The organism is Bellilinea caldifistulae (assembly GCF_001306055.1).
GTDB lineage: Bacteria > Chloroflexota > Anaerolineae > Anaerolineales > Anaerolineaceae > Bellilinea > Bellilinea caldifistulae.
In genome coordinates this window covers 69369-95937 of record NZ_LGHJ01000024.1, presented here as the reverse complement: position 1 = coordinate 95937, position 26569 = coordinate 69369, and the positions used below count along the sequence as shown (strand labels likewise).

21 protein-coding genes and 1 pseudogene are annotated in these 26569 nt (G+C 57.3%); 14 read left to right on the top strand and 8 right to left on the bottom strand.

Features of this window, described 5'->3' with window-relative positions; translation table 11 throughout:
- Positions 1-858 (top strand): annotated as a pseudogene (locus AC812_RS18055) (hypothetical protein); the annotation flags it as partial.
- A gap of 2 nt (positions 859-860) precedes the next feature.
- Here the strand turns inward: AC812_RS18055 and AC812_RS16205 are convergent.
- The gene (locus AC812_RS16205; protein WP_061913535.1) at positions 861-1103 is read right to left on the bottom strand and encodes a hypothetical protein; all 243 of its coding nucleotides are present in this window, start codon (positions 1101-1103) and stop codon (positions 861-863) included.
- Positions 1104-1131: 28 nt separating this feature from the next.
- On the opposite strand from AC812_RS16205, the gene AC812_RS16200 reads away from it, so the two are divergent.
- The 9 genes from AC812_RS16200 (at position 1132) to AC812_RS16160 (ending at position 9578) form a co-directional block, all read left to right on the top strand.
- Positions 1132-2718, top strand: a complete 1587-nt coding sequence (locus tag AC812_RS16200) for an aldehyde dehydrogenase family protein (RefSeq protein ID WP_061913533.1) — start codon at positions 1132-1134, stop codon at positions 2716-2718.
- A gap of 60 nt (positions 2719-2778) precedes the next feature.
- The gene (locus AC812_RS16195; RefSeq protein WP_061913531.1) at positions 2779-3066 is read left to right on the top strand and encodes a hypothetical protein; all 288 of its coding nucleotides are present in this window, start codon (positions 2779-2781) and stop codon (positions 3064-3066) included.
- Between the two features lie 26 nt (positions 3067-3092).
- The gene (locus AC812_RS16190; RefSeq protein ID WP_061913529.1) at positions 3093-3998 is read left to right on the top strand and encodes a CoA transferase subunit A; all 906 of its coding nucleotides are present in this window, start codon (positions 3093-3095) and stop codon (positions 3996-3998) included.
- A 1-nt stretch (position 3999) separates the two neighbouring features.
- Positions 4000-4764, top strand: a complete 765-nt coding sequence (locus AC812_RS16185) for a CoA-transferase subunit beta (RefSeq protein WP_061913527.1) — start codon at positions 4000-4002, stop codon at positions 4762-4764.
- On the top strand, positions 4761-5783 hold the full coding sequence (locus tag AC812_RS16180; protein WP_061913525.1) for a D-2-hydroxyacid dehydrogenase: 1023 nt from the start codon (positions 4761-4763) through the stop codon (positions 5781-5783). Before AC812_RS16185 ends, AC812_RS16180 begins: the two co-directional genes overlap by 4 nt.
- 19 nt (positions 5784-5802) lie before the next feature.
- On the top strand, positions 5803-6564 hold the full coding sequence (locus AC812_RS16175) for an HAD family hydrolase (RefSeq protein ID WP_061913523.1): 762 nt from the start codon (positions 5803-5805) through the stop codon (positions 6562-6564).
- The gene (locus AC812_RS16170) at positions 6561-7472 is read left to right on the top strand and encodes a DMT family transporter (RefSeq protein ID WP_061913521.1); all 912 of its coding nucleotides are present in this window, start codon (positions 6561-6563) and stop codon (positions 7470-7472) included. Before AC812_RS16175 ends, AC812_RS16170 begins: the two co-directional genes overlap by 4 nt.
- Before the next feature lie 163 nt (positions 7473-7635).
- On the top strand, positions 7636-8238 hold the full coding sequence (locus AC812_RS16165) for a 3'-5' exonuclease (RefSeq protein ID WP_201797691.1): 603 nt from the start codon (positions 7636-7638) through the stop codon (positions 8236-8238).
- Positions 8239-8243: 5 nt separating this feature from the next.
- Entirely contained in the window at positions 8244-9578 is a 1335-nt protein-coding gene (locus AC812_RS16160; protein ID WP_061913519.1) for a hypothetical protein, read from the top strand.
- On the opposite strand, the gene AC812_RS16155 is transcribed toward AC812_RS16160, so the two are convergent.
- From AC812_RS16155 to AC812_RS16125, 7 genes are all read right to left on the bottom strand, one after another.
- Positions 9579-12005 carry an HD domain-containing phosphohydrolase gene (locus tag AC812_RS16155; RefSeq protein WP_061913517.1) on the bottom strand — a complete coding sequence of 809 codons (2427 nt, stop codon included), beginning with the start codon at positions 12003-12005 and terminating at the stop codon, positions 9579-9581.
- Positions 12006-12012: 7 nt separating this feature from the next.
- Positions 12013-13575, bottom strand: coding sequence for an FGGY-family carbohydrate kinase (locus tag AC812_RS16150; protein WP_061913515.1), 1563 nt, complete (start codon positions 13573-13575; stop codon positions 12013-12015).
- Positions 13576-13643: 68 nt separating this feature from the next.
- A complete protein-coding gene (locus AC812_RS16145; RefSeq protein ID WP_061913513.1) occupies positions 13644-16607 on the bottom strand; it encodes a histidine kinase N-terminal 7TM domain-containing protein in 2964 nt (987 codons plus the stop codon).
- 15 nt (positions 16608-16622) lie between these two features.
- Positions 16623-18359 carry a WD40 repeat domain-containing protein gene (locus AC812_RS16140; RefSeq protein ID WP_061913511.1) on the bottom strand — a complete coding sequence of 579 codons (1737 nt, stop codon included), beginning with the start codon at positions 18357-18359 and terminating at the stop codon, positions 16623-16625.
- 127 nt (positions 18360-18486) lie between these two features.
- On the bottom strand, positions 18487-19443 hold the full coding sequence (locus AC812_RS16135) for a class II fructose-bisphosphate aldolase (RefSeq protein ID WP_061913509.1): 957 nt from the start codon (positions 19441-19443) through the stop codon (positions 18487-18489).
- A 110-nt stretch (positions 19444-19553) separates the two neighbouring features.
- Positions 19554-20462, bottom strand: a complete 909-nt coding sequence (locus AC812_RS16130) for a metallophosphoesterase family protein (RefSeq protein ID WP_061913507.1) — start codon at positions 20460-20462, stop codon at positions 19554-19556.
- Positions 20463-20480: 18 nt separating this feature from the next.
- The gene (locus AC812_RS16125; protein ID WP_061913505.1) at positions 20481-21368 is read right to left on the bottom strand and encodes a glycoside hydrolase family 71/99 protein; all 888 of its coding nucleotides are present in this window, start codon (positions 21366-21368) and stop codon (positions 20481-20483) included.
- 124 nt (positions 21369-21492) lie between these two features.
- Here AC812_RS16125 and AC812_RS16120 point away from each other — a divergent pair, with 124 nt between their 5' ends.
- From AC812_RS16120 to AC812_RS16105, 4 genes are read left to right on the top strand one after another with little or no spacing between them, the layout of a single operon-like run.
- On the top strand, positions 21493-22641 hold the full coding sequence (locus tag AC812_RS16120) for a type III PLP-dependent enzyme (protein WP_061913503.1): 1149 nt from the start codon (positions 21493-21495) through the stop codon (positions 22639-22641).
- 38 nt (positions 22642-22679) lie between these two features.
- A complete protein-coding gene (locus AC812_RS16115; protein WP_061913501.1) occupies positions 22680-23651 on the top strand; it encodes a glycosyltransferase family 2 protein in 972 nt (323 codons plus the stop codon).
- Positions 23635-25629 carry a hypothetical protein gene (locus AC812_RS16110; protein WP_061913499.1) on the top strand — a complete coding sequence of 665 codons (1995 nt, stop codon included), beginning with the start codon at positions 23635-23637 and terminating at the stop codon, positions 25627-25629. The genes AC812_RS16115 and AC812_RS16110 overlap by 17 nt, the downstream gene beginning before the upstream one ends.
- Positions 25626-26567, top strand: coding sequence for a lysylphosphatidylglycerol synthase transmembrane domain-containing protein (locus AC812_RS16105; protein WP_061913497.1), 942 nt, complete (start codon positions 25626-25628; stop codon positions 26565-26567). Before AC812_RS16110 ends, AC812_RS16105 begins: the two co-directional genes overlap by 4 nt.
- The last annotated feature ends 2 nt before the right edge of the window (positions 26568-26569 follow it).

The following is a 26569-nucleotide window of genomic DNA, read 5'->3' as shown; positions in this document are numbered from 1 at the left end:
CCCTCATCCACCCCAACCCTGACCGGCCCCGCCCAGGCTGGCACGAGCATCGAAGCCCAGAAAGTCGCCGCCGCCCGCTGGAAGGAAGGCGCCATCGGACAGACTATGATCGTTTACGGACGGATTTGCGTGCGTAACATCGGCGAGCGCTTTACGGAAGGTTTAGCCGTCTTCGATCAAATCGAGATCAAGCCACGCCGGCAGGAGTGGCAGCCCCTGCCGGGCGCCAACCAGCTGATCATCCCCGCCGAACCGATCCCGCCCGGCGAGAACCGTTGTTATGATTACGAGATTGAAGCGCCCTATCAGGCCGAAACCGCCTATCGCAACAGCGTATCGGTCACCATTCTCAACCACTCCGGCTGGCTGCCGGGCGGGCCGCACTGCCCCGGGCCGCAGCCCTGCCCATTTGGGCCGGAAACCAGAGCCGACTTTGAACCGCCCGCTGTGGAGACCGAGACACCCACTCCAACGGCTGAGGCGCGCCGCGGCTTGCAGCCCATCCAGCCGACCACCACCTTCACGGCCACGGCAACCGCCACATCCACCGCCACTCTCAGTCCCACTCAACCGCCCGCCGCTCCGCCGCCGCTGCAACCCAGCCCAACCACGCCACCCACCGCCACTCCCCTGCCGACTGTGACCGCCCCGCCGACGATCACGCCATCGCCCACCGCCGCACCTCCCGAGCCGACCGAAACACCGCCACCCACCGCAACACCACTCCCGCCGACAGTCACACCGTTACCCACGGATACGCCCACTCCGCCGACCGCCACGCCACCCCCACCGCCGCCCACCAACACACCGCCGGTCAACCCGCCGCCTCCCGGCCCTCCGCCCATTCACGACCCATAGGATCAACCGACCCCGGCTTTCTTTTCCGGGCGGTCATCGCCAGCGGTAGCGAGACTTGCCGGTACAAGCGGAAAATTTTCCACTGCCACCTCCCCCAAAATCGCTGACGGTTTTGGGGGAGGCGCAGGTGGGGGCATTGAAGAAAACTCCCGCAGCCACACTTTGACGAAGCGGCGCGAGTGGGCTATACTTGAATTATCCGCACGGGTGAGCGTTTCACCCGCCTTCGTTCCACCCCAATCCATTTACCACCAACAGGAGGGATGTGTTTTTATGGCAGCCGAAAGCACCTTCAAGCTGACGTACGCCACCATGTTCAATCCGCCCGAGGAACTGCACCACAAGTTCGAAGCCGCTCTGGCGCAGGTACGCGCCAACCTCGGCAAAGAACACGCCATGATCATTGACGGCCAGGATGTCTATGCGGACGAAAAATTCGAGGACCGCAACCCGGCCAACACCGATCAGGTGCTGGGCATCTTCCAAAAAGGCAACGCCGGGCATGCCCAGCGCGCCCTCGCCGCCGCCCGCAAAGCCTTTCCAATGTGGAGCCGCATGAAGTGGCAGGATCGGGTTGCCTTAGTGCGCAAAGCCGCCGATCTGATTGACCAGCGCATTTACGAGATGGGCGTGGTTGTGGCAATGGAAGTCGGCAAAAACCGCATGGAAGCGCTGGGCGATGTCGCCGAAACCGCCGACCTCTTCCGCTACGCCTGCGACCGCATGGAAGCCAGCAACGGCTTCATCACCGAAATGGGACGCGACCCGCTGGTGGGGTTCGAGTCCACCAACCTCTCCGTCCTGCGCCCCTACGGAGTTTGGGTGGTGATCAGCCCGTTCAACTTCCCCTGCGCGCTGACCGGTGGCCCAACTGCCGCCGCGCTGGTCACCGGCAACACCGTCGTCATCAAACCCGCTACCGATACACCGTGGACCTCGCGCCTGATCGCCGAATGCCTGCGCGATGCCGGCATTCCCGACGGCGTGTTCAACTACGTCACCGGGCCGGGCAGCACGCTCGGTCAGGCGCTGATTGACAGCCCGGAGGTGGACGGCATCACCTTCACCGGCTCGTATGATGTCGGCATGAAGATCTTCCGCGACTTTGCTCAGGGACGCTGGGTGCGCCCGACCATTCTGGAGCTGGGCGGCAAGAACCCCGCCATTGTCAGCCGCAACGCCGACCTTGAAGACGCTGCGGTGGGCATCGTCCGCTCGGCTTTCGGTCTCCAAGGGCAGAAATGCTCGGCCTGCTCGCGGGTGTACATTGAAGAGCCGGTTTATGATCAACTCGTCCAGCGGCTGGTGGAATTGACCGAAAAACTGACCATCGGCGACCCGACCGACCGCAAGGTGTACCTCGGCCCGGTTGTTAACCGCAGTTCCTACAAAGATTATCAGCAGTTCTGCGAAGAACTCAGCCAGCACGGCAAGATCCTGACCGGCGGGCGGGTGCTGACCGAAGGCGAGTACGCCAAAGGCTACTTCTGCACCCCCACCCTCGTGGTTGATCTGCCGGCCGAACATCACCTCTGGAAGCAGGAGATGTTCGTGCCGATCACCACCATCGCTGCGGTGCGCAATCTGGAAGAAGCCATGCAGCGCGCCAACGATGTACAGTACGGCCTGACCGCCGGTTTTTACGGCAGCCCCGAAGAAGCCGAGTGGTTCTTTGATCACATTCAAGCCGGCGTAACTTACGCCAACCGTCCGCAGGGCGCCACTACCGGCGCCTGGCCGGGTTACCAGCCGTTCGGCGGCTGGAAAGGCTCCGGCTCCAGTGGCAAAAATGCTGGCGGCGTGCATTACCTGCAACTGTACATGCACGAGCAAATCCAAACCCGCGTCCGCCGCATCTGATTCCAACCTGCGGGGCAGGCCGGCCCGTAGTACCGGTCTGCCCCGTTTGTCAAACCGGGCATGCTGGTCAATCGGGTGGGCGTTTTCTTTTTACTGGTCGGCGGTTTCCTGCTGCTGCTGTTCGTTTTTTCAGCCCAGAGTGAAGCCGGCGGTGTTTCGGCGCTCTTCCTTTGGGGAGTGATGTTTTTCTTCCTCGGCGCCATCCTGTGGTGGCGTAGCCCCAAACCGCCCAAACAGCCGACCGAGCGCTTTCGCCTGCTGCGTCAGACCGGTAAAAAGAAAAACAAAGGCGGCGAAAACCCCGCCAACCGCGAAAAAGACCAGCGCCGCCGCCCCGGCCCGGAATAAATCCCCCCCTCTGGTACAATTCAACCATGACCAACAAACTGTGTTCCCTCAACGAAGCCATCGCTCAATTCGTCCACGACGGTGACACGATCTACGCCGCCGGTTTCACCCATCTCATCCCATTTGCCGCCGGGCATGAAATCATCCGCCAGGGGCGCAGGAACCTGACCCTCGCCCGCGCCACACCCGACCTGATCTACGATCAGATGGTCGCCGCCGGCTGCGCCCGTAAAATCATCTTCTCCTACATCGGCAATCCCGGCGTCGGCTCCCTGCGGATTGTGCGTACCGAAATCGAAGCCGGGCGGCTGGAATGGGAGGAATACTCCCACTTCAGCATGATTTCCCGCCTGCAAGCCGGTGCAGCCGGCCTGCCCTTCATGCCGATGAACCCGACCGCCGCCGGTGATCTGGAACGGGTCAACCCGAACTACCGGCGCGTCACCGACCCCTACACCGGCCGGGAAGTGGTCACCGTGCCGCCGCTCACCCCCGATGTGGCGATTGTGCATGTCCAGCGCGCCGATGTGCACGGCAATGCCCACATCTGGGGGATCATCGGCGAGCAAAAGGAAGCCGCCTTTGCCGCCAAAACCGTCATTCTGACCGCCGAAGAAATCGTGGACGAAGCCGTCATCCGCTCCGACCCAAACCGCACCCTCATCCCCGATTTTGTGGTGGATGCGGTCTGCCATGTGCCGTACTGCGCCCACCCTTCCTACACCCAGGGCTACTACGACCGTGACAATGCCTTCTACCTGGAATGGGACAAAATCAGCGAATCGCCCGAAGAGACCCAACGCTGGATGGAGGAATGGGTGTACGGCGTCAAAGACCGCACCGAATACTGGCAAAAGCTGGGCGAAGAAACCCACCGCCGCCTGCACGTCCGCCCGCGTCTCAGCCATCCTGTCAATTATGGAGATTATTGAGATGAACTACACCGCCTCCGAATTGATGACCATCAACGCCGCCCGCCTGCTGCGCGATGGCGACCGGGTTTTTGTCGGCGTGGGGCTGCCCAATCTGGCCTGCAATCTGGCCATGCGCACCCACGCTCCCCATCTGGTGATGATTTACGAAGCCGGCGTGATCGGGGCGCGCCCCTCGCGCCTGCCGCTTTCGATTGGCGACCCCACCCTCGTCTCCGGGGCGTGCTCGGTGGTCGGCATGTACGACATTTTCAGCCTCTACTTGCAGCGCGGCTACGTGGATGTCGGCTTTCTTGGCGGGGCGCAGATTGACCAGTACGGAAACATCAACGCCACGGTGATCGGCGATTACCACCGCCCCAAAGTGCGCCTGCCCGGTTCGGGTGGCTCGATGGAAATCGCCGCCTGGGCAAACCGCTGTTACATCATCACCCCCCACCAGAAGCGACGTTTTCCGGCGCGGGTGGACTTTCGCACTTCGGCTGGCTTCCTGGGCGGGCGTGCCGAACGCGAAGCCACCGGCGTGCGCGGCAAAGGCCCGCAGGCGGTCGTCACCAACCTGGGCATTTTGGAGCCGGACGAGAACGGCGAGTTGATTTTGACCGCCCTGCACCCCGGCGCCACTTTCGAACAGGCGCAGGAAAACACCGGCTGGCCGCTGCGGGCTGCCCCCCGTCTGCTCACCACCGAGCCACCCACCGCAGAGGAACTGCGCATCCTGCGCGAGGAACTCGACCCCCAAGGAATTTACCTGAAAGGATCATGAGCACAACCCCCATTCCCACCCTGTTTACCGTTTCGTTTCCACCCGAACAGACGGAAAGAGTCATCCAGGTTTCGCCGCGCATCCGCCTGATGACCCACACGGTGCGCAGCGCAGAGGACATTCCCCTTGACCTGTGGAAACAGGTTGAAATCCTGTACACCGACCGTATCCTGCCCGATCCGGCATGGGTGCCCAACCTGCGCTGGGTGCAGTTTCACTTTGCCGGGGTAGATCACATGGCCGACCACCCCTTGATGGGCAAGAAGGACATCCAGATCACCACCCTGAGCGGGGCAGCCGCCCCGCAGGTTGCCGAACATGTCCTGCTCATGCTGCTGGCACTGGGACATAAAATCCCCGAACTGGCGGCTTTTCAGGCGCGTGCCGAATGGCCAAAAGACCGCTGGGAGCGTTTCCGCGCCGTGGAACTGCGTGAAAGCACGGTCGGCATTGTCGGCTACGGCAGTATCGGGCGCGAGGTTGCCCGTCTGCTGCATGCCTTTGGCAGCCGCATTCTGGCAGCCAAACGCGATGTGCGCCACCCCGAAGATAACGGTTACACGCCCGAAGGTCTGGGCGACCCCAACGGCGACCTGTTCACCCGTCTGTATCCCATTCAGGCTTTGCGTTCGATGTTGAAAGAGTGTGATTTTGTGGTCGTCTGCCTGCCGCTCAGCCCGGCAACCCGCGGTTTGATCGGCGAAGCCGAACTGGCTGCCATGAAGCCGTCTGCTTTTCTGGTGGATGTCAGCCGTGGCGGAATTGTCAACCACGCCGCCCTGATCGCCGCCTTACAGGAAAAACGCATCGCCGGCGCCGCGCTGGATGTCTTCCCCGAAGAACCGCTGCCCCCCTCCAGCCCCTTGTGGAAAATGCCGAATGTCATCATCACCCCGCACATTTCCGGTATCAGCGCCCATTACAGCAAACGGGCAATGGATTTGTTTTTGGAGAATTTAAAACGCTACTTGAGCGGGAATATCCTGTATAATCTGTACGACCCCGAACTGGGATACTGAGAAACGATCGTCCCCGCTTATGATTCGCGTTGTCCTGTTTGACCTCGGCAGCACGCTGATTTATTTTGATGCCTCGTGGCTGGAGGTGATTCCGCGCGCCACGCTCGCCTTATGCGACACCCTGCGCCAGCACGGCCTGAACCTGCCACGCGAAGAATTTGCCAACCGCTTTCAGCAGCGCATGTTCGAGTATTACCGTCAGCGCGAAACGGAGTTCATCGAATACACCACCCAGCGTATCCTGCGGGATCTGCTGGCCGAAAGCGGCTTGAACAGCATCTCCCCGAGTTTGCTGCGCCGCGCCCTGGATGATTTCTACGCCACCACTCAGGCTCACTGGCGGGTCGAAGAAGACACCCATCCCACCCTCACCCGCCTGCTGGAGCAGGGCTACCGGCTGGGGTTGATCTCCAACGCCAGCGATGCGCTGGATGTCCACACGCTGGTGGATAAAGCCGCCCTGCGTAATTACTTCGAGCAGATTCTCATCTCCGCCGAGGTCGGCATTCGCAAACCTCACCCGCGCATCTTCCGGCTGGCGCTGGATTTCTTCGGCGTCAGTCCGCCGCAAGCCGTAATGGTCGGCGATACGCTGGGCGCCGATGTTCTGGGCGCTCATCAAATCGGCATGCGCAGCATCTGGATCACCCGCCGGGCCGACACCCCCGACAACCGCGACCATCTCGATACCATTCAACCATCCGCCGTGGTCAGCAGTCTGGCGGAAATCCCGCCCTTGCTGGCGGCGTGGTCATCCTCCTCTGTGGACTCTCCTGCGTGAATCAACCGAAAATCCTCCCTTACCTTGCGCTGGTCAGCGGCATCCTGGCACTCAGCCTGTCCTCTCTGTTTGTGCGCTGGGCAGATGCCCCCGGTGCGGTGACCTCGTTTTATCGCATGGCGGTAGCCTCACTGGTATTTCTGGTGATTTTTCTCCGTCAGCCGGTCTCGGCCCGCCGGATTGAGCGGCGCTGGCTGTTCCTGCCGCTCTTAGGCGGGCTGTTTACCGCCCTCGATCATGCCACCTGGGCAACCGCCATCAACTTTACGCGGGTCGCCAACGCCACCTTGATGAACAACCTGGCCCCGCTGTGGGTGGCGCTGGTTGCCTTTTTGATCTGGCGCGAGCGTCTTTCGGCCCGCTTCTGGCTGGGGCTGGTCATGGCAATTGGCGGGGCTGCGCTGGTGCTGGGCAGTGACTTCCTCGCCCGCCCGCAGTTGAATCAGGGCAACCTGTTAGCCGTGCTTTCCAGTCTGTTTTACGCTGCCTACTTCCTCACCACCCAGCGCGGACGCGCCCGCTTTTCCACCCTCACCTATGTCTTTCTCATAACCGTCGTTGCCAGCCTGATTTTACTGGCAGCCAACCTGTTGCTCGGCAACCCGTTGTGGGGTTATTCCACCCCCACCCTGCTGGCTTTCCTCGGCGCCGGATTGATTTCGCAGGTGATCGGCTATTTCTCGGTCGGTTACGCGCTCGGGCATTTACCCGCCTCGCTGGTTTCACCGACCATGATCGCCCAGCCGGTGTTGACCGCCCTGATGGCCATTCCGCTGGCCAGTGAAGCGCTGCTGCCCCCCCAATGGATCGGCGGCATCATCGTACTGAGCGGGATTTATCTGGTCAACATCAGCCGCCAGAAACCGACAAACGCCCCTTTGCAAAACCCCAGCCCGGTACAACAATAACAATGCCCCTGCCATAACATTTGTAAACGCCCTGGCGAGCGTGGCGGTCTCCCGCAAGGCTGTTAGGGACGCAGGATGATTCATCCCAAACCGGGGGTTCAAAAAATGGCATCCACAATCCAGATGATTGAATTTAACCGGCAAGGAGGTTATACTGACAGACATGAACAATCAATCCCTGAGTGATATACGCGCCGAAATGCCCGCCTACATCAGCGTAGATGTGGAAACCGCCGGCCCGACCCCCGATCAATTTGCCCTGCTTTCCATCGGCGCCTGCACGGTTGTGCAGCCCCGTCAAACCTTTTATGTGGAACTCCGGCCCGATCGCGATGCAGTTGACCCGCAGGCCGCGGCTGTCCATGGTTTGAGCATGGAAACGCTGCGTCAAAACGGTCTGCCCCCCGAACAAGCCCTGTTGAAATTCGAAACCTGGGTTCATCAGGTTGTACCGCCTTCCCACAAACCCATTTTTCTGGCTTTCAATGCCCCCTTTGACTGGATGTTTGTCCACACCTACTTCATCCGCTACCTGGGCCGAAACCCCTTCGGCCACAAAGCGCTCGACATCAAAGCCTTTTACATGGGACTGAGCGGACAGCCGTGGGAGAAAACATCCGGCAGCCACCTGCACCGCCTCTTCCGTCAGGCAGATGGCCTGACCCACAACGCCCTGCAAGATGCGCTCGATCAGGCAGTCCTCTTCGAAAACATGCTGGCCATGCTTGAAAGAGATCAATCCAATCCTGTTTCTGCCAAGGAGTAAAAGCGATGAATGACTCAATTTCCGAAAGTGCCAGCCAGAACCTGAAAAAGATCATCGAATCAGCCCGGCGCATGGGTGTTGAACTGGATGAAAGCGAGGCCTTGCAGTGGCTGGCTGCAATGGGCTCCATGCGAAAAGAAGACGATGTCGCCATAGACGTGCGGCAGGGCGTTTTCGGACACCGCATCACCCTGTTGGATTTCAGCCCGGAGCGATTGGATTACTTCCGGCGGGTTGGTAAACTGGTCGAATTTTCCGATGTCCCCGGACTGGTCGAGACCGCCCTGGCGCTTTCCGGCTCGGCCGCCCAGTCGCGCATCCAGTCCTACCCCGGCGATGCCGATTTCTTCGAGCGGGTCAACATCAAAGCCCCCACCCGCGAGGAAGCCTGCCGTGTGCTGGCAAAAATCATGCGCGAAAAAGCCCTCTCTACAGCCCGCGGCGACACTTATCAACTGATTGAGGTCAAATTCGGCTCCTACCCGCAGAATGTAGAACACAACGGACGCCTGCACAAAGCCGGCAGCCCCATTGCCTGGACACCAGCCGAGATTGAAGCCGGGCGGCTTTCAGATACTTTTGTCCAGGGCGAACCGGTTGAAATCGGCTGGGAACAGGCCGCGCACGATCCCGGCTGGTGCAAGCTGGACTGGGTGATTGCCGACCCAATTGACCAGACTCTTGTCAACGCCAGCAACATGCTCGACGTGACCTGGGAAGCCCCGGACGGCAAGATCACCCCGCTGGACGGGTATCTCGACCCCTACTTTCAGGAAGTCTATCTGGATGCCGAATCCATCCCGATTTTCACCAAACTGGCCAAACAGGTGGACAGCAACGCACTGGATGATTATGTGGCCGCGCTGGAAAAAGAAGTACGCAAATACGTGACTGCCTCGCCAAATTACGGCAAAGCCGCCAAGCGCATGTACAACATCTTCCGCCTGACCGGTAAATACGAAGAGGCTGCCTACCTGCGTGAATTGTTTGACGAGCCCGCCACCGTTCTGTATCAGGTCTGGTCATTGATCCGCACCATTGACGATACTTTCACCGCCGGTTCCAGCCTGCCGCTCCACACCCTGCTTTCGGAAACCGACAGGCTGATTGTTACCGTTGTGGATGTACTGGAAGGTGAAAAAGAAACCGAAATCGTGCGCATGCTGCTCAAACTGCGCAGTATTCTGGGCAATGAAGTGCCGGGGCAGGAACTTTCACCACAGGCAGAAGCCGCTCGTGATGAGGTCATCAATCTGGTCAACAACTTTTTCTACGAAAAATTGACCGGCGTGCCGCAGATCAAAGAATACCTGGATCGCCTGGCTGCACAGGCTGCCTGATCACGCAGCGCCCGCCCGAAAGCGCTTTTCGATCAGCGCACAAAAAGCCTCGACCACACGCGGGTCAAATTGAGTCCCGCTCAACGAGCGGATGTAGGCCAGCGCTTCTTCGGGCTTCCAGGCCGGGCGGTACATGCGGTCATCGGTCAGGGCGTCCCACACGTCCACCACCGCAAAAATGCGCGCCGCCAGCGGAATCTCCTCGCCCTTCAACCCGCGTGGATAGCCGCTCCCATCCCAGCGTTCATGATGAGCGTAGGGAATATCCAGCGCCGGCCGCAAGAATTCAATCTGGGAAAGCAGATTATACGAGTAGACCGGGTGCATCTTCATGACCTGCCATTCCTCATCGGTTAAGCCGGAACTCTTCTTGAGGATGCTGTCGGGAATGGCCATTTTGCCAATATCATGGAGAATGGCTCCCCGGCGGATGTGAGTCAGGATATCGCCGCGCAGTCCCATGGCCGCCGCCAGTTCCACGGCAAGTTCGGCAACCCGCTGAGAATGCCCCTCGGTATTTCCGTCCCGCAATTCCAAAGCGCGCGCCCAGCCGGTAATCGTATCATCATACGCCAGTATCAGATCTTGATTGGCCGTTTTGAGGTTTTTGAGTAATTGAGCGTTATCAATCGCAATGGCGGCCTGATCGGCAAGCGCTTCAACAAAGTTCATCCAGGCCGGATCCGTGTTCCACTCGCTGCGGTGAAAAATTTCCAGCACGCCCTTGACCTGATCTTTGGAAATCAGCGGCAAGCCGAGGTATGAGACAAAACCCTCCTGGCGGATTCGCTCGGGCGTCCAAAACAAATCTCCGCCCGCGTCAAAATTGGCCACTCGAATCGCGCGGCGCTTCAGAGCTGCCTGCCCGGCAAAACCCTCCCCCAAACGGACGCGGATGCGGCCGTCCACTCCGCGCCGAAAACCCTGCCCGGCTGCAAAAACCAGTTCCTGCGATTCGTCTTCCAGCAGCAGCACACTGGCTGCATCCGCCCCCGCTTGAACGGTGGCCTGTTCTAAAACCACCCGAAGCGTATTGGTCAGGTCAAGGCTGGCAGTAATCGCCATATCCACTGCCCGCAGCGCTGCCAGATGACGCAATTGCCGCTGCACCTGTTCCTCAGCCCGACGCTGCTCGGTTATGTCCACAAACATATCCAGTGTTGCCGGTTTACCGTCCCATTCAATCACCACGGCGTGAACCTGAACCCAACGCACCTGACGTTCGCGGTTGACCAATCGAAAGGCATAATAAGCCGGGACATCCTCGCCGCGCAGACGGCGCCGGTAACGATCCATCACCATCAGGTAATCATCCGGGTGAACCAGTTGGGCAATCTTGATTCCAATTAATTCCTCTACGGGGTATCCGGTAATGGCTGCCGCAGCCCGGTTGGCAAACACCAGTTCATCTCCGCAGGAAACCACCACTCCCTCGCTGGCATTTTCCACCAGCAGGCGGTACTTTTCTTCGCTTTGCTTGAGCTCACGGGTGCGCTTTTCCACCTGCCGGCTCAGTGACCATGACAACCCACCAGTGATCAGTAACATTCCACCGATAACCGCCAGCCCAATCAATAACGGGCGGTAACCCGCGGAGGGAGGCTGTTCGTAGACGCCAAACCATTGTTCTTGAATCTCGCCCAATTTGCCGCTGGAACTGACCAGATACAACCCCTCATTCAAGCCGGCAAGCAGTTCTTTATTACCGTCCTGAACGGCAATGCAATACTTTCGCGATTGCACATCTAAACCGACCCGCCGAATGTTGGTCAGGCCCAGTTCACGGATGAGAAACTGACCTTGCAGACGATTCAGCAAAGCCGCCGGATAGGCTTCCTCGTTGACCAGCCTCAGCGCGTTGACAATATCCTGCACCAGTATGACTTCCCCCGGAAACCCTTCCTCGCGCAGGTATTCCTGCATCAGTCCGCCAGCCTGCACAACAATGGCTTGATCTTTGAGATCCTCAAGCGAACGCACAGAGGAACGGGTTGGAACAAACAGATCAAAGGTAATGAAGGTGTAAGGGATGCTGAAATCGTAATCTTTTTCGCGCTCACTGGTCGGCACCATTCCCATCAGCAGGTCGTACTTGCCGTCCAGCAATCCCTGCCGCACCTCGCTCCACGGGCCAAGCGTGATTTCCACCTCATACCCCATCTCGGCTGCCACCGCACGAATCAGGTCCACATTGAAACCCGTGGGGACGCCGTTATTGAGGTATTCATAAGGCGGGTAGCTTTGATCCCCGCCAACCCGTAAGACCCGCCGGGACTGATCCCTCTGCGGCGGTGCGGTCGTTGCCTGCATTTGCGGAAGGGCATAAGCCTTTGCCGTCGGTGAATCGGCCTGGTAAAACGCTAACCCAAAAACTCCCCCTGCAAGAATAACCCATAAAACGAAAACAGATGCTTTCCTTCTTACCATGCTCCGGTTATGTGATTGGATGCTGTCTGACAATTTTGCGTATCTGATTATATAACGGTTGCAAGCGGGCGTACATGTTTTTATAAACGGCCCGATAGAGTTCATCGTAAAGTGCATGAACTTTGGGATCGGGTTCAAACGTATCGCCGGTACGGGTCATCTGAGCAACGGCCGTTTCAAAATTCGGGTACATTCCCAGCCCGACCGCCGCGTCCATTGCCGCACCCAGACCGGAGGCTTCATACACATGCGGACGCGAGACCGGCAAGCCGAACACATCGGCGGTGATTTGCATGGCACAACGGCTCTGGCTGCCTCCGCCGGCCACGCGCAGCTCTTTGATCTTGACCCCCGTCCGCTGCTCGGTGCGTTCTTTGCCCTCCCGCAAGGCGTAAGCCAGCCCTTCCAGAATGGCGCGGTAGAAATGAGCGCGGGTGTGCACATCCCCAAAGCCAATCACGGCCCCGCGCGCCTCCGGGCCCGGAACTTTTAAGCCGGGTGACCAGTACGGCTGCAATACCAAACCCTGCGAACCGGCCGGCACCTGATCAACCAGGTGATCGAACAATTCCTCCGGCTCCACACCCAGCATCTCGGCTTGCTGCTGTTCAGGCAGCCCAAATTCCTGCTTGAACCACGAAACCATCCAGAAGCCGCGATAAATTTGAATTTCCAGCGTATACGCTCCGGGTACCGCCGAGGGATAAGGCGGGATGAGCGGAATGGCCTCCACATAGCGGCGGTGAGTGGTATTGATGGTGGCTGTCGTGCCGTAACTCAGACAGGCAATCTGGGGCTGAACACAACCCGCTCCGATCACCTCGCAGGCTTTATCCGCCGCAGCAGCAATCAGCGGAAGTCCGGCGGGGATGCCCGTTTCGGCAGATGCGTGCGAGGTGATTTCGCCCAGGACACCGGCAGCCGGTACCAGATCCGGCAGAATGGCGGGATCCATCGGAACGGCCTGCCATTTCCAGTCCAGCGGTCCAGCCCAGCACTGTCTCTTGTAATCGAAGGGCAGATACCCCACCTGACAGGCCACCGAATCAACAAATTTTCCGGTCAGTTGGTAGGTCAGATAGCCGGAAAGCAGCAGGTACTTATGGGTGCTTTTCCAGATCTCCGGCTGGTGAACCCGCAGCCAGTTGGCTTCAGCCTCGGCTTGCAGGTAGGCGACCGTTTCGGTCATGCCGGTCAGACCAAACACCAGACCCCACAACCCTCCCACCGGCTTCAACCCCTCGGTACGCCGCTGATCGAGCCAGACAATTGCTGGACGAAGGGGCTTTCCCTCCCGGTCCACATTGATCACCGTTGAACGCTGAGTGGTCAGGGCTACCCCGGCAATCCTTTCCCGCTGCACGCCCGGCAGCTTCCACAAACCCTGACAGGCGCGACAAACTCCCTGCCAGAAGACAAGCGGATCCTGTTCGGCAAATCCCGGCGCCGGCGAAACATATGGCTGAATGGGGACGCGGTTTTTGGCAGTCATGTTACCCTGCAGGTCGAAGATCATCGCGCGGATGCTTTGCGTCCCGTTGTCAATTGCCAGTATTTGATCTTTTTGCATTCAAGCCTCAATCCTGAGAAGAATCGTCAATTGTTCCCCTATCAGGAACGAAACGGTAAGCATCTATTTTACACCCGCTTGAGGTAGCTATCCCGCAGCCGCTGGAAAAATTCGCTCATCCATTCCTCAGAAGGCAAATGACCGTTGCGCGTGTGTTTTTCCAGCACCCCACACCGCTGCGCATTTTCCTGATCCCCCAAAAATGCGCAGGCCGATTTGAGCGAGTGAGCAATCTCTCCGGCTTCTTCGAATGCCCCGGTTTGCATTGCCAGATCCAGCCGGGGTAAATTTCGGGCAATTTCCTCACGGAAAAGATTGCCAATTTCTTCGCCCTCTTCCCCCAATTCCTGCAAGATGGTGCTGGATGGTACTGTCAGCATCGGATTCTCCGATTCCAGTCCTTTGCCCTGGCGTTGCTTTGAAACCTTGCGAAGCACCTTCTTCAATTGATCCAGAGTCAGGGGCTTGTGCAGACAATCATCCATGCCCGCTTCCAGCGCTTGCAGACGCATATCTTCAAAGGTGAAAGCAGTCAGGGCAACCAGATAGGGCTGCTGTTCCGGCGCTATAAGGGAGCGAATACGGCGGGCTGCCTCCAGCCCATCCATCTCCGGCATCTGCACATCCAGCAGCACCAGATCATAAAGCCGGGACTGGAGCAGCGCCAATGCTTCCGCTCCACTGGCAGCTCCGCTCGGCTGATAACCCAGTTGTTGCAAAAATAGCAAGACCACCTTGCGGTTCAGGGCATTGTCATCTACCACCAGCACCCGCAGGGGATACCGTTGTGAAAATTCACCCATCCCGTTGGATGAACTACCGGCAGCCCTTCTCTTTTCCGTTTCCTGAGTAGAACCGGCCGCAAAGAGTTGCTCCAACAGGGCGCTCAATTGAGAGAACTTAATCGGCGAATAGAGGATGGAGGTAAAATTTTCTTCGTCTTTTTCAACGATTTTGGAACTGCCGTACTGTTTCAACAACAGCCACGGCGCGCCCCTCGCTGTTAGATATTTCCACGCCTGCGGAAATTCTACGCTCCCCCGATCACCTTGCCAGTGCTGGTCCACCACGCCAACATCATACAAATGAGAATCCGCAAGGAACGCCAGGGTCTGAGCATGACCAACCGGGCTGAATGCCTCCATGCCACGCCGGGCGGCAAACGATTCCAGCATCCGCCGCGTATTTTCGTCGGCGGTGAGGATGAGTAATTTTTTACCCCTCAGGTGAGGGTAGGCCGGCTTGGAACCATCACAGCCAAACGGCACAATAAACTGAAACGTTGAACCCGCGCCCGGCTGGCTTTCCGCCCAAATTCTTCCGCCCATTGCCTCCACCAGACGGCGGCAAATAGCCAGTCCCAGACCGGTACCGCCGTAACGCTGCGAAACCTCATGGCCCGCCTGTGAAAATTCCTCAAACAGTAGCGGCAGCCGTTCCGGGGGTATGCCGATACCGGTGTCGGTCACCCGAAAGTGCAGCCGCTCCTGCCCCTCGTGCCCACTCTCGGCAACCTGTTCGACAGAGAGATCAACCCAGCCCGTTTCGGTGAATTTGACCGCATTGGCGAGCAAATTGACCAGAATCTGCCGCAGACGGCCTTCATCCCCCCGTAAGCGGCAGGCAACTTCCGGGCCAATCCAAAAGGTCAAATTCAATCCGCGCGAGCTGGCCTGTGGAGCGACCATCTCCAGCGCATCCTCCAGGCAGGTTTCCAGATCAAAACTCTCTTCCTGTAATTGCACCCGGCCGGCTTCGATTTTGGAATAATCCAGCACTTCATTAATCACATTCAATAAAGTACTGCCGGCCGTGCGAATGGCCTGCACATACTCGCTTTGATCCTCCGAAAGACGGGTATTCAGCAGCAGACTGGTCATCCCCAGCACCGCGTTGATCGGTGTGCGAATTTCATGGCTCATATTTGCCAGAAAGAGCGATTTGGCGCGGGTGGCTTTCTCAGCCGCTTCTTTGGCTTGCCGAAGACCTTTTTCCATCCGGCGGAAGTCGCTGATGTCCTGCAAGAGAATCAGCCTCCCGGCCGAACCGCCCCACCACGTGGACATCTTCCACGAAGACAACCGCAGTGATTTCGCTGCATCCCCGCGCCGGATTTCTAATTCGGTTTCGTAACGCTCGTTCGCCTGTGCCTCTCGGCTGAGCGTTTCCCATTCGGGAAAGAACTCGCGCAATGGAACGCCGATGGCTTCCTGCATGGCTGCCCCCAAAAAACGTTCGGCTGCCGGATTGAGGTCAACAATTCGCCCGTCGCGGTTGATGACGATTACGCTGTCATCCATCGCTTCCAGTATCAACGTGCGTACCTCCGGCACCACATCCAGCAAGCGGTAGCGGAACACACCCAGGGAGAGGATCGGTACGCTGACCGCAAAGGCAACCGAAATCAGGTGAATATTGCGCCACGGGGTTGAGTTCAACAACAGGTAAATACCGACCAAAAGCGGCAGCATGGCGCCCAAAAACAATATCAGCACCTGCTGGCGACGGTAAAAACTGGTACGAAAGAAGTAATCCACCAGCAGTCCCATACAGATCAACGCCAGACAGATCAAATAAACCATGTAAAAGTAGAAGACGATACCGGGCTGGAAAGCCATGATGACGAAACTTTGATGGATTTCCAGATGCGCATCGCTGTAAAAGCCGTTATGCAGCGGGTTGGTTGCCACCAACAGCCAGACCAATGCGCAAATCAGACCGGTAAAAATCAACCATCGGCGGGTAAATTGCGATTTTCGCCCGGTATATTCCAGCGTAAACCAAACAAAACCAATGGGCATCATCATGATGCCCAGATATTTCAGGGTGTAAAAGGCTTCTTTTACATTCAGCGGGATGCTGATCATTTCGAACATGTAGAAAAGCGTATACAGGCCGATTCTCACGCTCAAGATGCCAAACGGGCGGGCGGCTGGTACTGATTTTCTCAAGTTTGAATAAGCCGCCATCGTAAAAGACAGGACAGCCGCAAAATTAAGCACAACCAGATAGAGGGCAATTTGTGTATTCATTCAACGAACAAATCATCACGGCACAAGCGCATAGAAATAAATATCCCCCAGTGTGGTCACAACCGCAATCCGAGTTTGATCGGGCGAAAAGCGGATTTCGCGCACCGGCACACCCACATCCACCCGCCTCAACACGCTTCCGTCCTTAATTTGTTGATGGGTCACCAGGCCATTTTTATCAGCCCAAACCATGCTTTCGCCATCGGCAGAAAAAGCCAATGCCGTGAAAGTGTTCTCGGTTTGAATTTCAGCAATCAGCCGACCGGAGGGAATTTCCCAAATCCGCACCGGCGGCAGGGAGGCAGCCGTCATCAAGCGTTTGCCGTCGGCGCTGAGCGCCAGCCACATCACCGGCTGATCCTGTACGCTTCGCTGAAAGACAGGCTGGCGGGTTTCTAAGCTCCAGATGATCACCCGGCCGTCGAACAGGCCCGCCGCAATCAAGCCGCTTTCCGGTGAAGTGGTCAAGCGTTGAATGGGCGAGGGCGCACGCAGCAAATCACCATCCCGCTGCTGAATGCCCAGCGACCAGATCTCCACGCTTTGCAAATCGCTTTCATAAACCAGTGTCAGTAAATCCGAGGTGACAAAATCGAACAGGCCAATCCAACTGCCGGGTAAGCCGCTCGGCGGCGGCGCTTCAATCTCCAAATTCCAATCCGGCAGCGACCACGCCCACAACAATTGACCAGCGCAAACCGCACGATCCACGGCCGGCGAAATGCGGCAAGCCGCTTTACTGCCGGTCAGATCCAGGTAGCGCAGTGTGCCATAATTCTGCGAATCGTACACCGAAAGTCCGCCGCCCGCCGAAACCACCACAAAGGTATCGTCCGGCGACCAATCAAAGGAATTGACCGGCGTTCCGCTCAAATAAATGCCGGGGGGCGGTGGTGTGCCGATGATCTCTTCCTCGGCTTCGGTAGCCTGCACTTCCTCAGTAACCAGGGGAGTGACCACCACCGGTGTTTCGATCACGGGAGTTTCTCTGGGGGGCTGATAATTCCCCAGTTCCGGAGGTAACGGTTGTTGGGAATTCAAGCGAAATGGGCTGTTGGGACTGTACCACACGAAATAAGCCGCAACCCCCACCACCACCGCAAAGAGGAGGACACCAAAAATTGCCCCCCACCGCACGGAAGAGACCTTCCTCCCGACCTCCTGACCGGTTTCGACAACTTTTTCGACCGGCGAAGAGGTCACCTTTTGAGCTTGCTGGCGCAGCTGCTCAATTGCCGCGGTGTCCACAAAGGGTTCCACGGTTGGCTGACCGGTAGTTGGCTGGTTGGCAGTCGGCCATTGCAGTGCTGCCGCTTCCGGTTCAGGTTCTTCAAGCACAAAGGGCGGCGTTTTGCCTTCTTCCTCCGGCAGAACCACCTCTTCCCGCAGTGAAAGCAGGTCATCAAACCCGCTCTCTTCGGGAGGCGGTTGCGGCACAAAGGATTGAGATGTCCCCCCTGGACGGACAACAGGCCGGGGTTCGGCCGGCTTTTCGAGCGGTGCAGCCGGCTTTTGAGCCGATTCCAGCACCTGCAAGGCTTTGCGTGCCACCTGACTCTGCGGAATCATCTTCAAACATTGTTTGAGGGTAGCAATCCGCCGGGCATCGTCCGGCATTGTATCCGCCAGCCAGATCCACGCCATTTCATTGGTCGGCTGTTCCTGTACCAGCCGCAGCAAAATCTGTCGGGCAGCTTTTTTGTCTCCCGCCCTCGCCAGTTGAATCGCCCTGTTCAGATCCTGAGATGACATGCTTGATCGTTCCCTGCTTTAACCATTATACCCTATCTGTTAAAACTGGCTTTTTACTCAGGGATGAATTAAGCCCGGCAGTCCATCCACCACCGGGCTTTTTCAGCAATATGAATACGTTTCGGTTTCAGGCTTTTTCCATAATCAACTTACGAACTTCTTCCAGCCTGCCGGCACTGCCCAGTTTTTCATTCTTGTGGGCAATGAATTTCGCGTATTCGGCCATGAACACCTTGCCAATCGGGCGCAGGTCAAAGTTTTCCGGGTGATCGCGGAAGTACTCCCGGTGTACCCGCGTCCACACCAGCCGCCCGTCGGTATCAATGTTCACTTTGGTCACACCCAGTTCGGCTGCCCGCCGGAAGCTGTTCTCATCCACACCCTTGGCGCCTTTAATCTGCCCACCGGCGGCATTGATGCGCTCAACTTCCTCCTGCGGAACCGAACTGCTGCCGTGCATGACCAGCGGAAACCCCGGTAATTCTTTTTGAATCTGCTCCAGCACATCAAAGCGCAGGCCCTGGGAACCGCTGAATTTATAGGCGCCATGGCTGGTGCCAATCGCCACCGCCAGCGAATCGCAACCGGTGCGTTCCACAAATTCTCGGGCTTTTTTGGGATCGGTCAACTTTGCGTCGGCTTCATCCACCGAGACATGTTCTTCCACGCCGCCTAACTGCCCCAATTCGGCTTCTACCACAATCCCCCTGGCATGAGCTGCTTCCACCACCCGACGGGTGATGGCGATATTGGTCTCAAAGTCCTCGTGGCTGGCATCAATCATCACCGAGGAGTAGAAACCGCTGTTAATACAGTCGTAACAGGTCTCTTCATCGCCGTGGTCGAGATGAACGGCAAAAATGGCGTCGGGGAAGATTTGATCCGCCGCTCGAATCAGGGCTTCCAGCATCAGTTTGTGCGTGTACGAACGCGCGCCTTTGCTGATCTGGATAATGAACGGCGCCTGGCTGTCCAGATTGCCGCGGAACAGCCCCATCGTCTGTTCCAGATTATTGATGTTGTAGGCTCCAATGGCGTACTTGCCGTAAGCGGCTTTGAATAATTCTTTGGTTGTAACAATCATCTGACACTCTCCCGTAACAAGTAGGTTGAACGCTCACACCGCAAATTCAAGCGGCAGGCGAAAACGGCGGAAATGTTGCGATCTGCGGCTACTCAATTATACCCAAATTATCAGTGACAAACACCACTGCCGCTGTCGGTTGCACCCATGCCGGCTACCGGCATAAATTCCCAGTAATAACCATTGCCTTTCAGCACCAGTTTCAACACGCCGTAGGTATACAGGATGCGTCTTTCGCTGTGGGCAGCCACCTCACCAATCCCGCGCAATCCGGCCCCGCCGGTGCCCACAATAAACTGGCGAATGCCTCGATCCGGGTCAGGTTGACCATCCGGATTCAACGGCGCAAATCGTTCGTAGTGGTGATCGTGTCCGTTGACGATCACATCTGCTCCGGCTTCGTACAACGCTTTCCAGAATGGGCGCACCACCTCATTACCGCCACGTGTTCCCGAGGTGAACAGTGGGTAATGCCAGATTGCCAGCGTACAAAGGTTTGTATGTTCGGCCAAGTCTTTTCTCAGCCACTCCATTTGCGGCGAATCCTCGCCGCACCCGCCGGCATACTCACAAACACTGTTCAGGACGATAACATGCCACTGTCCCAGATCAAAACTGTAGTAGCCCTTGCTCGCTTCCCCGGCACGCTCACCAAAATAGGCGTAGTAGGGAGCGCCTTGTGAGGTGAGTAAGTCATGGTTGCCGGCTGCCGGGTAGATGCGGTCTTTGTGTCGTCCCCAGGTCGGATCGAAGCACACCTGATAATTGGCGGTTGAACCCTCTTCATTGGAATTGTCACCTGCGGTGAAAACCGTGCCGGGAATCTGATCCAATAGTTCAGCGGTGTACTGGCTACCTTCTTCGCCGCAGATCGCAATATCGCCAGCGCCCACCAAAACCGCCTCGTTTTTGAAGAGCAATTCCTCCACCAGGGCAGTGTACCCTTGTCCATTGCGCCGCAGCACTTCAAGGTAGTAATCGGCGCTTTCCCCCCACACGGCTGCGGCTTCGACGTTCATGCCCCCCGCCCAATCGTTTTAAGCGCGGACAACCTGTAATCCGCGCGGTGCACCGGCGGCTTGCACCTGAGCACCCCACTCCATCATGCTGCGTTCCAGGGCAGCCAGATCACTGCCGTTCCAGCTATTGACCAGCAGGGTCTGAGCGTTGGTTGGCGGCGGATCAATGGGGGTTTGGGGATACAAATCCACCCATAAATCCGGCTGGCTCGAACAGCGGTCGTAATTTTGAAAAACCTGCATGATCAGGTAAAACTTCTGTTCACGGTTGGCTTCCAGCCAGCGACTGACCATTCCACAGCCATCATCCACCTCATCCACATCCACAATCAGGGCAATTCGGCGTTCCAGCCGCCAGATATTGGGGTGGGTGCCAAAGGATTGAGCCAGATCATCCAGAACTTGCTGGATGAGGGCGGCAGATGGATCGCTTTGTTTTTCCAAATCCAGCAGCACTCCCCAGTAAAAATCTTTCTCTCGGCTGGCCTGCAGAATGGCCGAAAGGAAAGGGCGCGCCTCCTCGTCCTTCCAGAACATGGCAGCGGCCTGAATACCCGCCCGTTTCATTTCCTTTATCTGATCTTCAATTACCGCCGGGTCACGGGAATCATATTTGCCGCGAGCCGGCAGTGGGCTGATCTGCGCCCAGTCCTCAGGCAGCCACGGGTAATACAATGCCACCCGCAACGGCAGGCTCAAATCATTGGCCGCCGGCGTCGGGGTCAGGCTGGGGGTTGGTGAGGGAAGCGGTGTTGCGGTAAATACTGGGGTAAGCGTGGCGGTTGGTTCGCTCACTTCCGCGGTGGGGGTAGCCGGAGGCGGCGGAACGGCACAACCGGCCAGCCAAAACCCAATGACCAGAAGAGCCCGCCCCATTTGGCGTAATCCTAACCGTTGAAGCTTCATTCCACACCTCCCTTCCACGTTTATGCAATCCATTCAAACGGTTATTATTATTGTACTGAAAGTACGGTTATAATATCCCCGTTTTTGTGGGTGTAGATTGAATGAATTTAGAAATGGAGTTGCCATGAGCCTGTATTCTTTGGACGAAATTCACCGCTTATTATCCGGGGTGCGGATTGAGGAAACCCCTTTTCTGGTTCTGGATGAAAACCGCCTGCGGGAGAACGCGCGCCGTTTTCGGGCTGCTTTTCCGGGCGGACGGGTCTTTTTCTCCGTCAAAGCCAATAATCATCCGCAGGTGCTGCAATTGTTTGCTGAGGAAGGGATTGACTTTGATGTGGCTTCATGGGGTGAAATTGAGCTGTTGGCGGCTGCGGGCGTGCCTGCTGAACGGATGATCTTCAGCGCGCCGACCAAAATCCCGCGACACATCGAGCAGGCCTATCGGTTTGGCGTGCGGGTTTTTGCCTTTGATTCGGAACTGGAAGTGGAAAAACTGGCGCGCCTTGCTCCCGGTGCACTGCTGACAGCGCGCATCGCCGTGGATAACGAAGGTAGTTTTTGGCCGCTGGAACGCAAGTTTGGCATCTCCCCGGAAGAAGCTCTGCGGTTGTTCGAAGTAGCCATCCGGCTGGGTTTGAAACCCCATGGATTGACTTTCCATGTCGGTTCGCAAAACAGCGATCCGCTGGCGTGGGTACGGGCGCTGGAACGCCTGCGCCCGCTCTGGAAAGCCCTCCAGCAAAACGGCAGCCCGCTTTCCTGTATCAACATCGGCGGTGGATTTCCCTCCCAATTCGACCAACCCGTCCCTGCGGTTGAGGAAATCGCCCGAGAAGTTCTACTGCGCTGGCAGGGCTGGTTCGGCGGTCAGGCTGAGTTATGGGTTGAACCCGGCCGCGGGCTGGTCGGTGATGCCGGCGTGATGGTGACAACGGTCATCAACCGCGCCCGCCGCAATGGTCATGAATGGCTGTATGTGGACACCGGCGTCTTTCACGGCTTGATTGAAGGGTTGGAGATGTTTCACTTTCCCTACAACATCCTCAGCAAAAAACAAGACGAGCAACGGATTCCTTTCATCGTCAGTGGCCCAACCTGCGACAGTGCCGACGTCATTCGCAGCGAGGTGTACCTGCCGGCCAGCCTGACGCTGGGCGACCGCCTGTACATCTTCCCGGCCGGGGCATACACCAACTCGCTCGAACGGTATAACGGCATCCCCTTTCCGCCGGTAATGCTGACCGGTATAAAGGCAAAAGTGGGCGTATAATTTAATTCTTCCAAAATTCCCGCAGGCACAGGTTGGTGATGGACCTTTCGGTGATCATCCCGGTATATAACGAAGAAGAATCCCTACCTTTACTGCACCAGGCAGTCCATCAGGCCTTAGACCCGCTCAACCTGACCTGGGAAATGGTGTTGGTAGATGACGGCAGCAGGGATGCCAGCCCGCGCATCATCGAAGGACTTCACCAATCCGATCCCGATCACGTGCGGGGTGTGTTGCTGCGGCGCAACTTTGGGCAAACCGCTGCCATCGCCGCCGGCATTGACCACTCCTGCGGTGAAATGATCGTTCTGCTGGATGCCGACCTGCAGAACGACCCGGCTGACATTCCCCACATGCTGGAAAAATTGCAAGAGGGTTATGATGTGGTCAGCGGCTGGCGGATAGACCGTCAGGATCAATTTCTCACCCGTACACTGCCTTCACGCATCGCCAACTGGCTGATTTCCAAAACAACCGGCGTTCACTTACACGATTACGGCTGCACGCTCAAAGCCTATCGCCGCGAGGTCATCACCGGATTCAAGTTGTACGGGGAAATGCACCGGTTTATCCCGGTGTATGCCCACTCAGTTGGGGCAAAGATCCTCGAAGTGCCCGTGCGCCATCACCCGCGCCGGTTCGGCAAAGCCAAATACGGCTTGGAACGCACCATCAAGGTCATTCTGGATTTGATCACGGTCAAGTTCCTGAGCAGTTACGGTAATAAACCCATTTACCTGTTCGGCGGGGCGGGTTTCATTCTGATTCTGATCAGCCTGATCACCCTGCTGGTATTATTTGTGCGGCGGGTGTTTTTCCAAATCCCGGTGCTGGATTCACCCATCTTCCAGATGAGCACCATGGTGTTCATTCTCGGCTTTCAGTCCATCTTGATGGGGCTGATTGCCGAACTGCTGGTGCGCACTTACCACGAATCGCAGGGCAAACCCACCTACACCATCCGCAAACTCCTGCCAGGCCATCACCGGATCCATGAATCAGACCGTTGAAACCGCTGCCCTGCCTCTGCCCGCCGAACCGGTGCGGAATTTGCTGGCAATCCGGGTGTGGTTGCTGCTGGGCGGTATTTTTGGTCTGCTGACTCTGCCAGATTTGCTTGAAAAAGGCCGTTTTTCGGGCTGGTTTATTGTACGTTACTCGTGGCAGTGGAGTGTGCTGATCGCCGTCTGCTTCTTCATCAGCCTGACCTGCCTGCTGCTGTGGTTCGCTTTACAAAGCGGCAGCCGCCCTCGCCTGACCTTCTTTGCTGAACGGCTGATTCAATTTTTCAGCCGGTTGGGATGGTGGAACTACCTGTTCTACGTTGCCGGCTGGCTGCTGACCGCTTTTTTGATGGACTTCTTGTTTGTCAAGCACTTCACCGCCCTCACCGACCGTCTGTGGCTCCTCTGGATGGCCGCCGGTGTAACTTGCCTGTTCCTGATTGCAGCCGGGCGGATCAGTTATTTCTGGGCGCTCAGTGTGGGAATGCTGATTGGCGGCTTTCTGGCCGTTTTATTGACTTACGCAGCCAAAGTCAGCCCCTATCCTTTTACCCTGGGCTGGTCGGAGGCCAGCCGGTACTACTACGCCTCATTGCCGTTTGCGAAACAAATCTACGGCTTCTCAGTCCCACTTTCTCCGCTGCATGCTTCCCGATACTTGCTGCTCAGTTTAGCCTACCTCATCCCCGATTCACCATTGTGGTTTCATCGCCTCTGGCAGGTTATCTTGTGGATCGGCATGAATCTGGCTACCGGCTGGGCATTGAGCCGCCGGCTTGGCCTGCGCTCCGCCCCGCTGGTGGCGGGTACGACATTGTGGGCTTTTCTCTTTCTGATGCAGGGGCCGGTTTATTATCACCTGCATCTGTGCATCCTGCCGGTCTTGCTCGGTTATCATCGCCGCCGCCCGTTTCAGACGCTGGGGATGGTAATCATTGCGTCCATCTGGGCCGGCCTTAGCCGGGTCAACTGGTTTCCCGTACCGGCCATGCTGGCCATCTCCATTTACCTTCTCGAAACGCCCTACCAGAACCATCCCAATCTTTTTGCCTATTTTGCCCGTCCGCTGCTATGGGGGTCGGCTGGTCTCCTCACTGCGCTTGCCGCTCAGGCAGCCTACATTCCCCTTTCCGGTAATCAGGACCCCAGTTTATTCGCTTCCAGTTTTACTTCCTCACTGCTTTGGCATCGTTTAATGCCCAGCGCCACTTCCGGGTGGGGGATTTTACCGCTGGGTTTGATCATCTCGCTGCCATTACTGATGCTAATCGCCCTCAACACCTTGCGGCAGGCGGCCGGCTGGCATCCCCTGCGATTACTCGGCCTGGCAGGAATTGGAGCGGTGCTGCTGATTGGCGGGCTGGTGGTCAGTACCAAAATCGGCGGCGGTAGTAATCTGCATAATCTGGATGCTTATTTTGTGGTGTTGATGCTGATCGGTGCGTACTTCCTGTTCGGCAAAGCCACCCCCGATCAGATTTCTTTATCCGCCACCCCCCTGCGCCCCACCGCCTTGCTCTTACTGGCCCTCAGTGTACCGGTGGTCTGGTCACTGGCTGAGTTTTCACTACCAGCCCCCAAAGATCTGCAGCAAGCCCGGGTCACTTTGAACACCCTGAACCAGCTGATTGGCAGTGCAGCTCGACGAGGTGAGGTTTTGTTTATCTCCCAGCGTCACTTGCTGACATTTGGCTACGTCAAAGATGTCCCATTGGTGGCCGATTATGAACTGCTTTTGCTCTCCGAGGCTTCCATCTCCAATAACCGCACCCTCCTGGAACGGTTCTACGCCGATTTGCGGAACCGGCGGTTTTCAATGATCATTGTAGACCGCCTGAACCCCGGTTATCAGAGGCCAAAAATTGACCCCTTTGCCGAAGAAAATAACCTGTGGGTGGACCGCATCGCCTTTCCAATTTTAGAATATTATGGCGAAGAAGCCTATTTTGGGGAGCAAAACCTGCAAGTGCTGGTGCCAAAATGAGCCATCAACCCCCTGCCAAAACCAGCCGGTCTTTCAACTGGAAACCAATCTTCCAGTTGGGAGGGACGCTTCTTTCCGTGATATTGTTAATCGGTTTGGTGCGTCAGCAGGGGTGGGAGGAAGTCGTTGCCGCCGTCAGGCGTATCCCACTGCCGGTGTTCTTGCTGACCCTAGGAATCATGCTGCTCTCCCGCGTGTGTGTGGTGCTACGCTGGTACGTTCTGCTACGCTCGGCAAAGGCCCCGGTCTCTTTCAAGGAAATCTTTGAACTGGTTTTTGTCGGCTTGTTTGCCTCCAATTTTCTGCCTTCCACAATCGGGGGCGATGTCGTCCGGCTGGCGGGGGCTGTCATGCTGCGGGTAGATGCCGGTTTGAGCGCGGCTTCGCTGGTCGCCGACCGGTTGATCGGCATGGCCGGCATGATGGTGATGCTGCCGGCCGGTTTACTCAGTATTTTGAATAACCCGACCGCCGGTTTAAGCGGACTATTAGCGGGATTTCTTCCCTTCTCCTCGCGCTGGTTTGAGAAAATCAGGCAATTCCTCAGCCAGGTTCTCGCCAGCCTGCGGCACTGGCTGCGCCACCCGCTCGGCCTGATAGGGGCTTTTGCCGCCACCCTGGGTCACATGGGGTGTACTTTTATCAGCGTTAGCCTGTTGTTGAAGGCCATGAATTCACCGCTCGATTTCTGGCAGATTGGCGGATTGTGGAGTTTGTCCTACTTCATCACCCTGTTGCCGATTTCGATTAACGGACTGGGCTTGCAAGAAGTTTCCATTTCCTACCTCTATCACACTTTTGGGGGCGTGCCACTGGAAAATACCCTCACCCTCAGCCTGATGATGCGATTGCTGTTTGTAGGCGCCAGTCTGCCGGGGGCTTTGTTCTTACCCCTGCTGGTCAACCTGCGCAAAAACAAACCGGATCAAACGCTCTGATG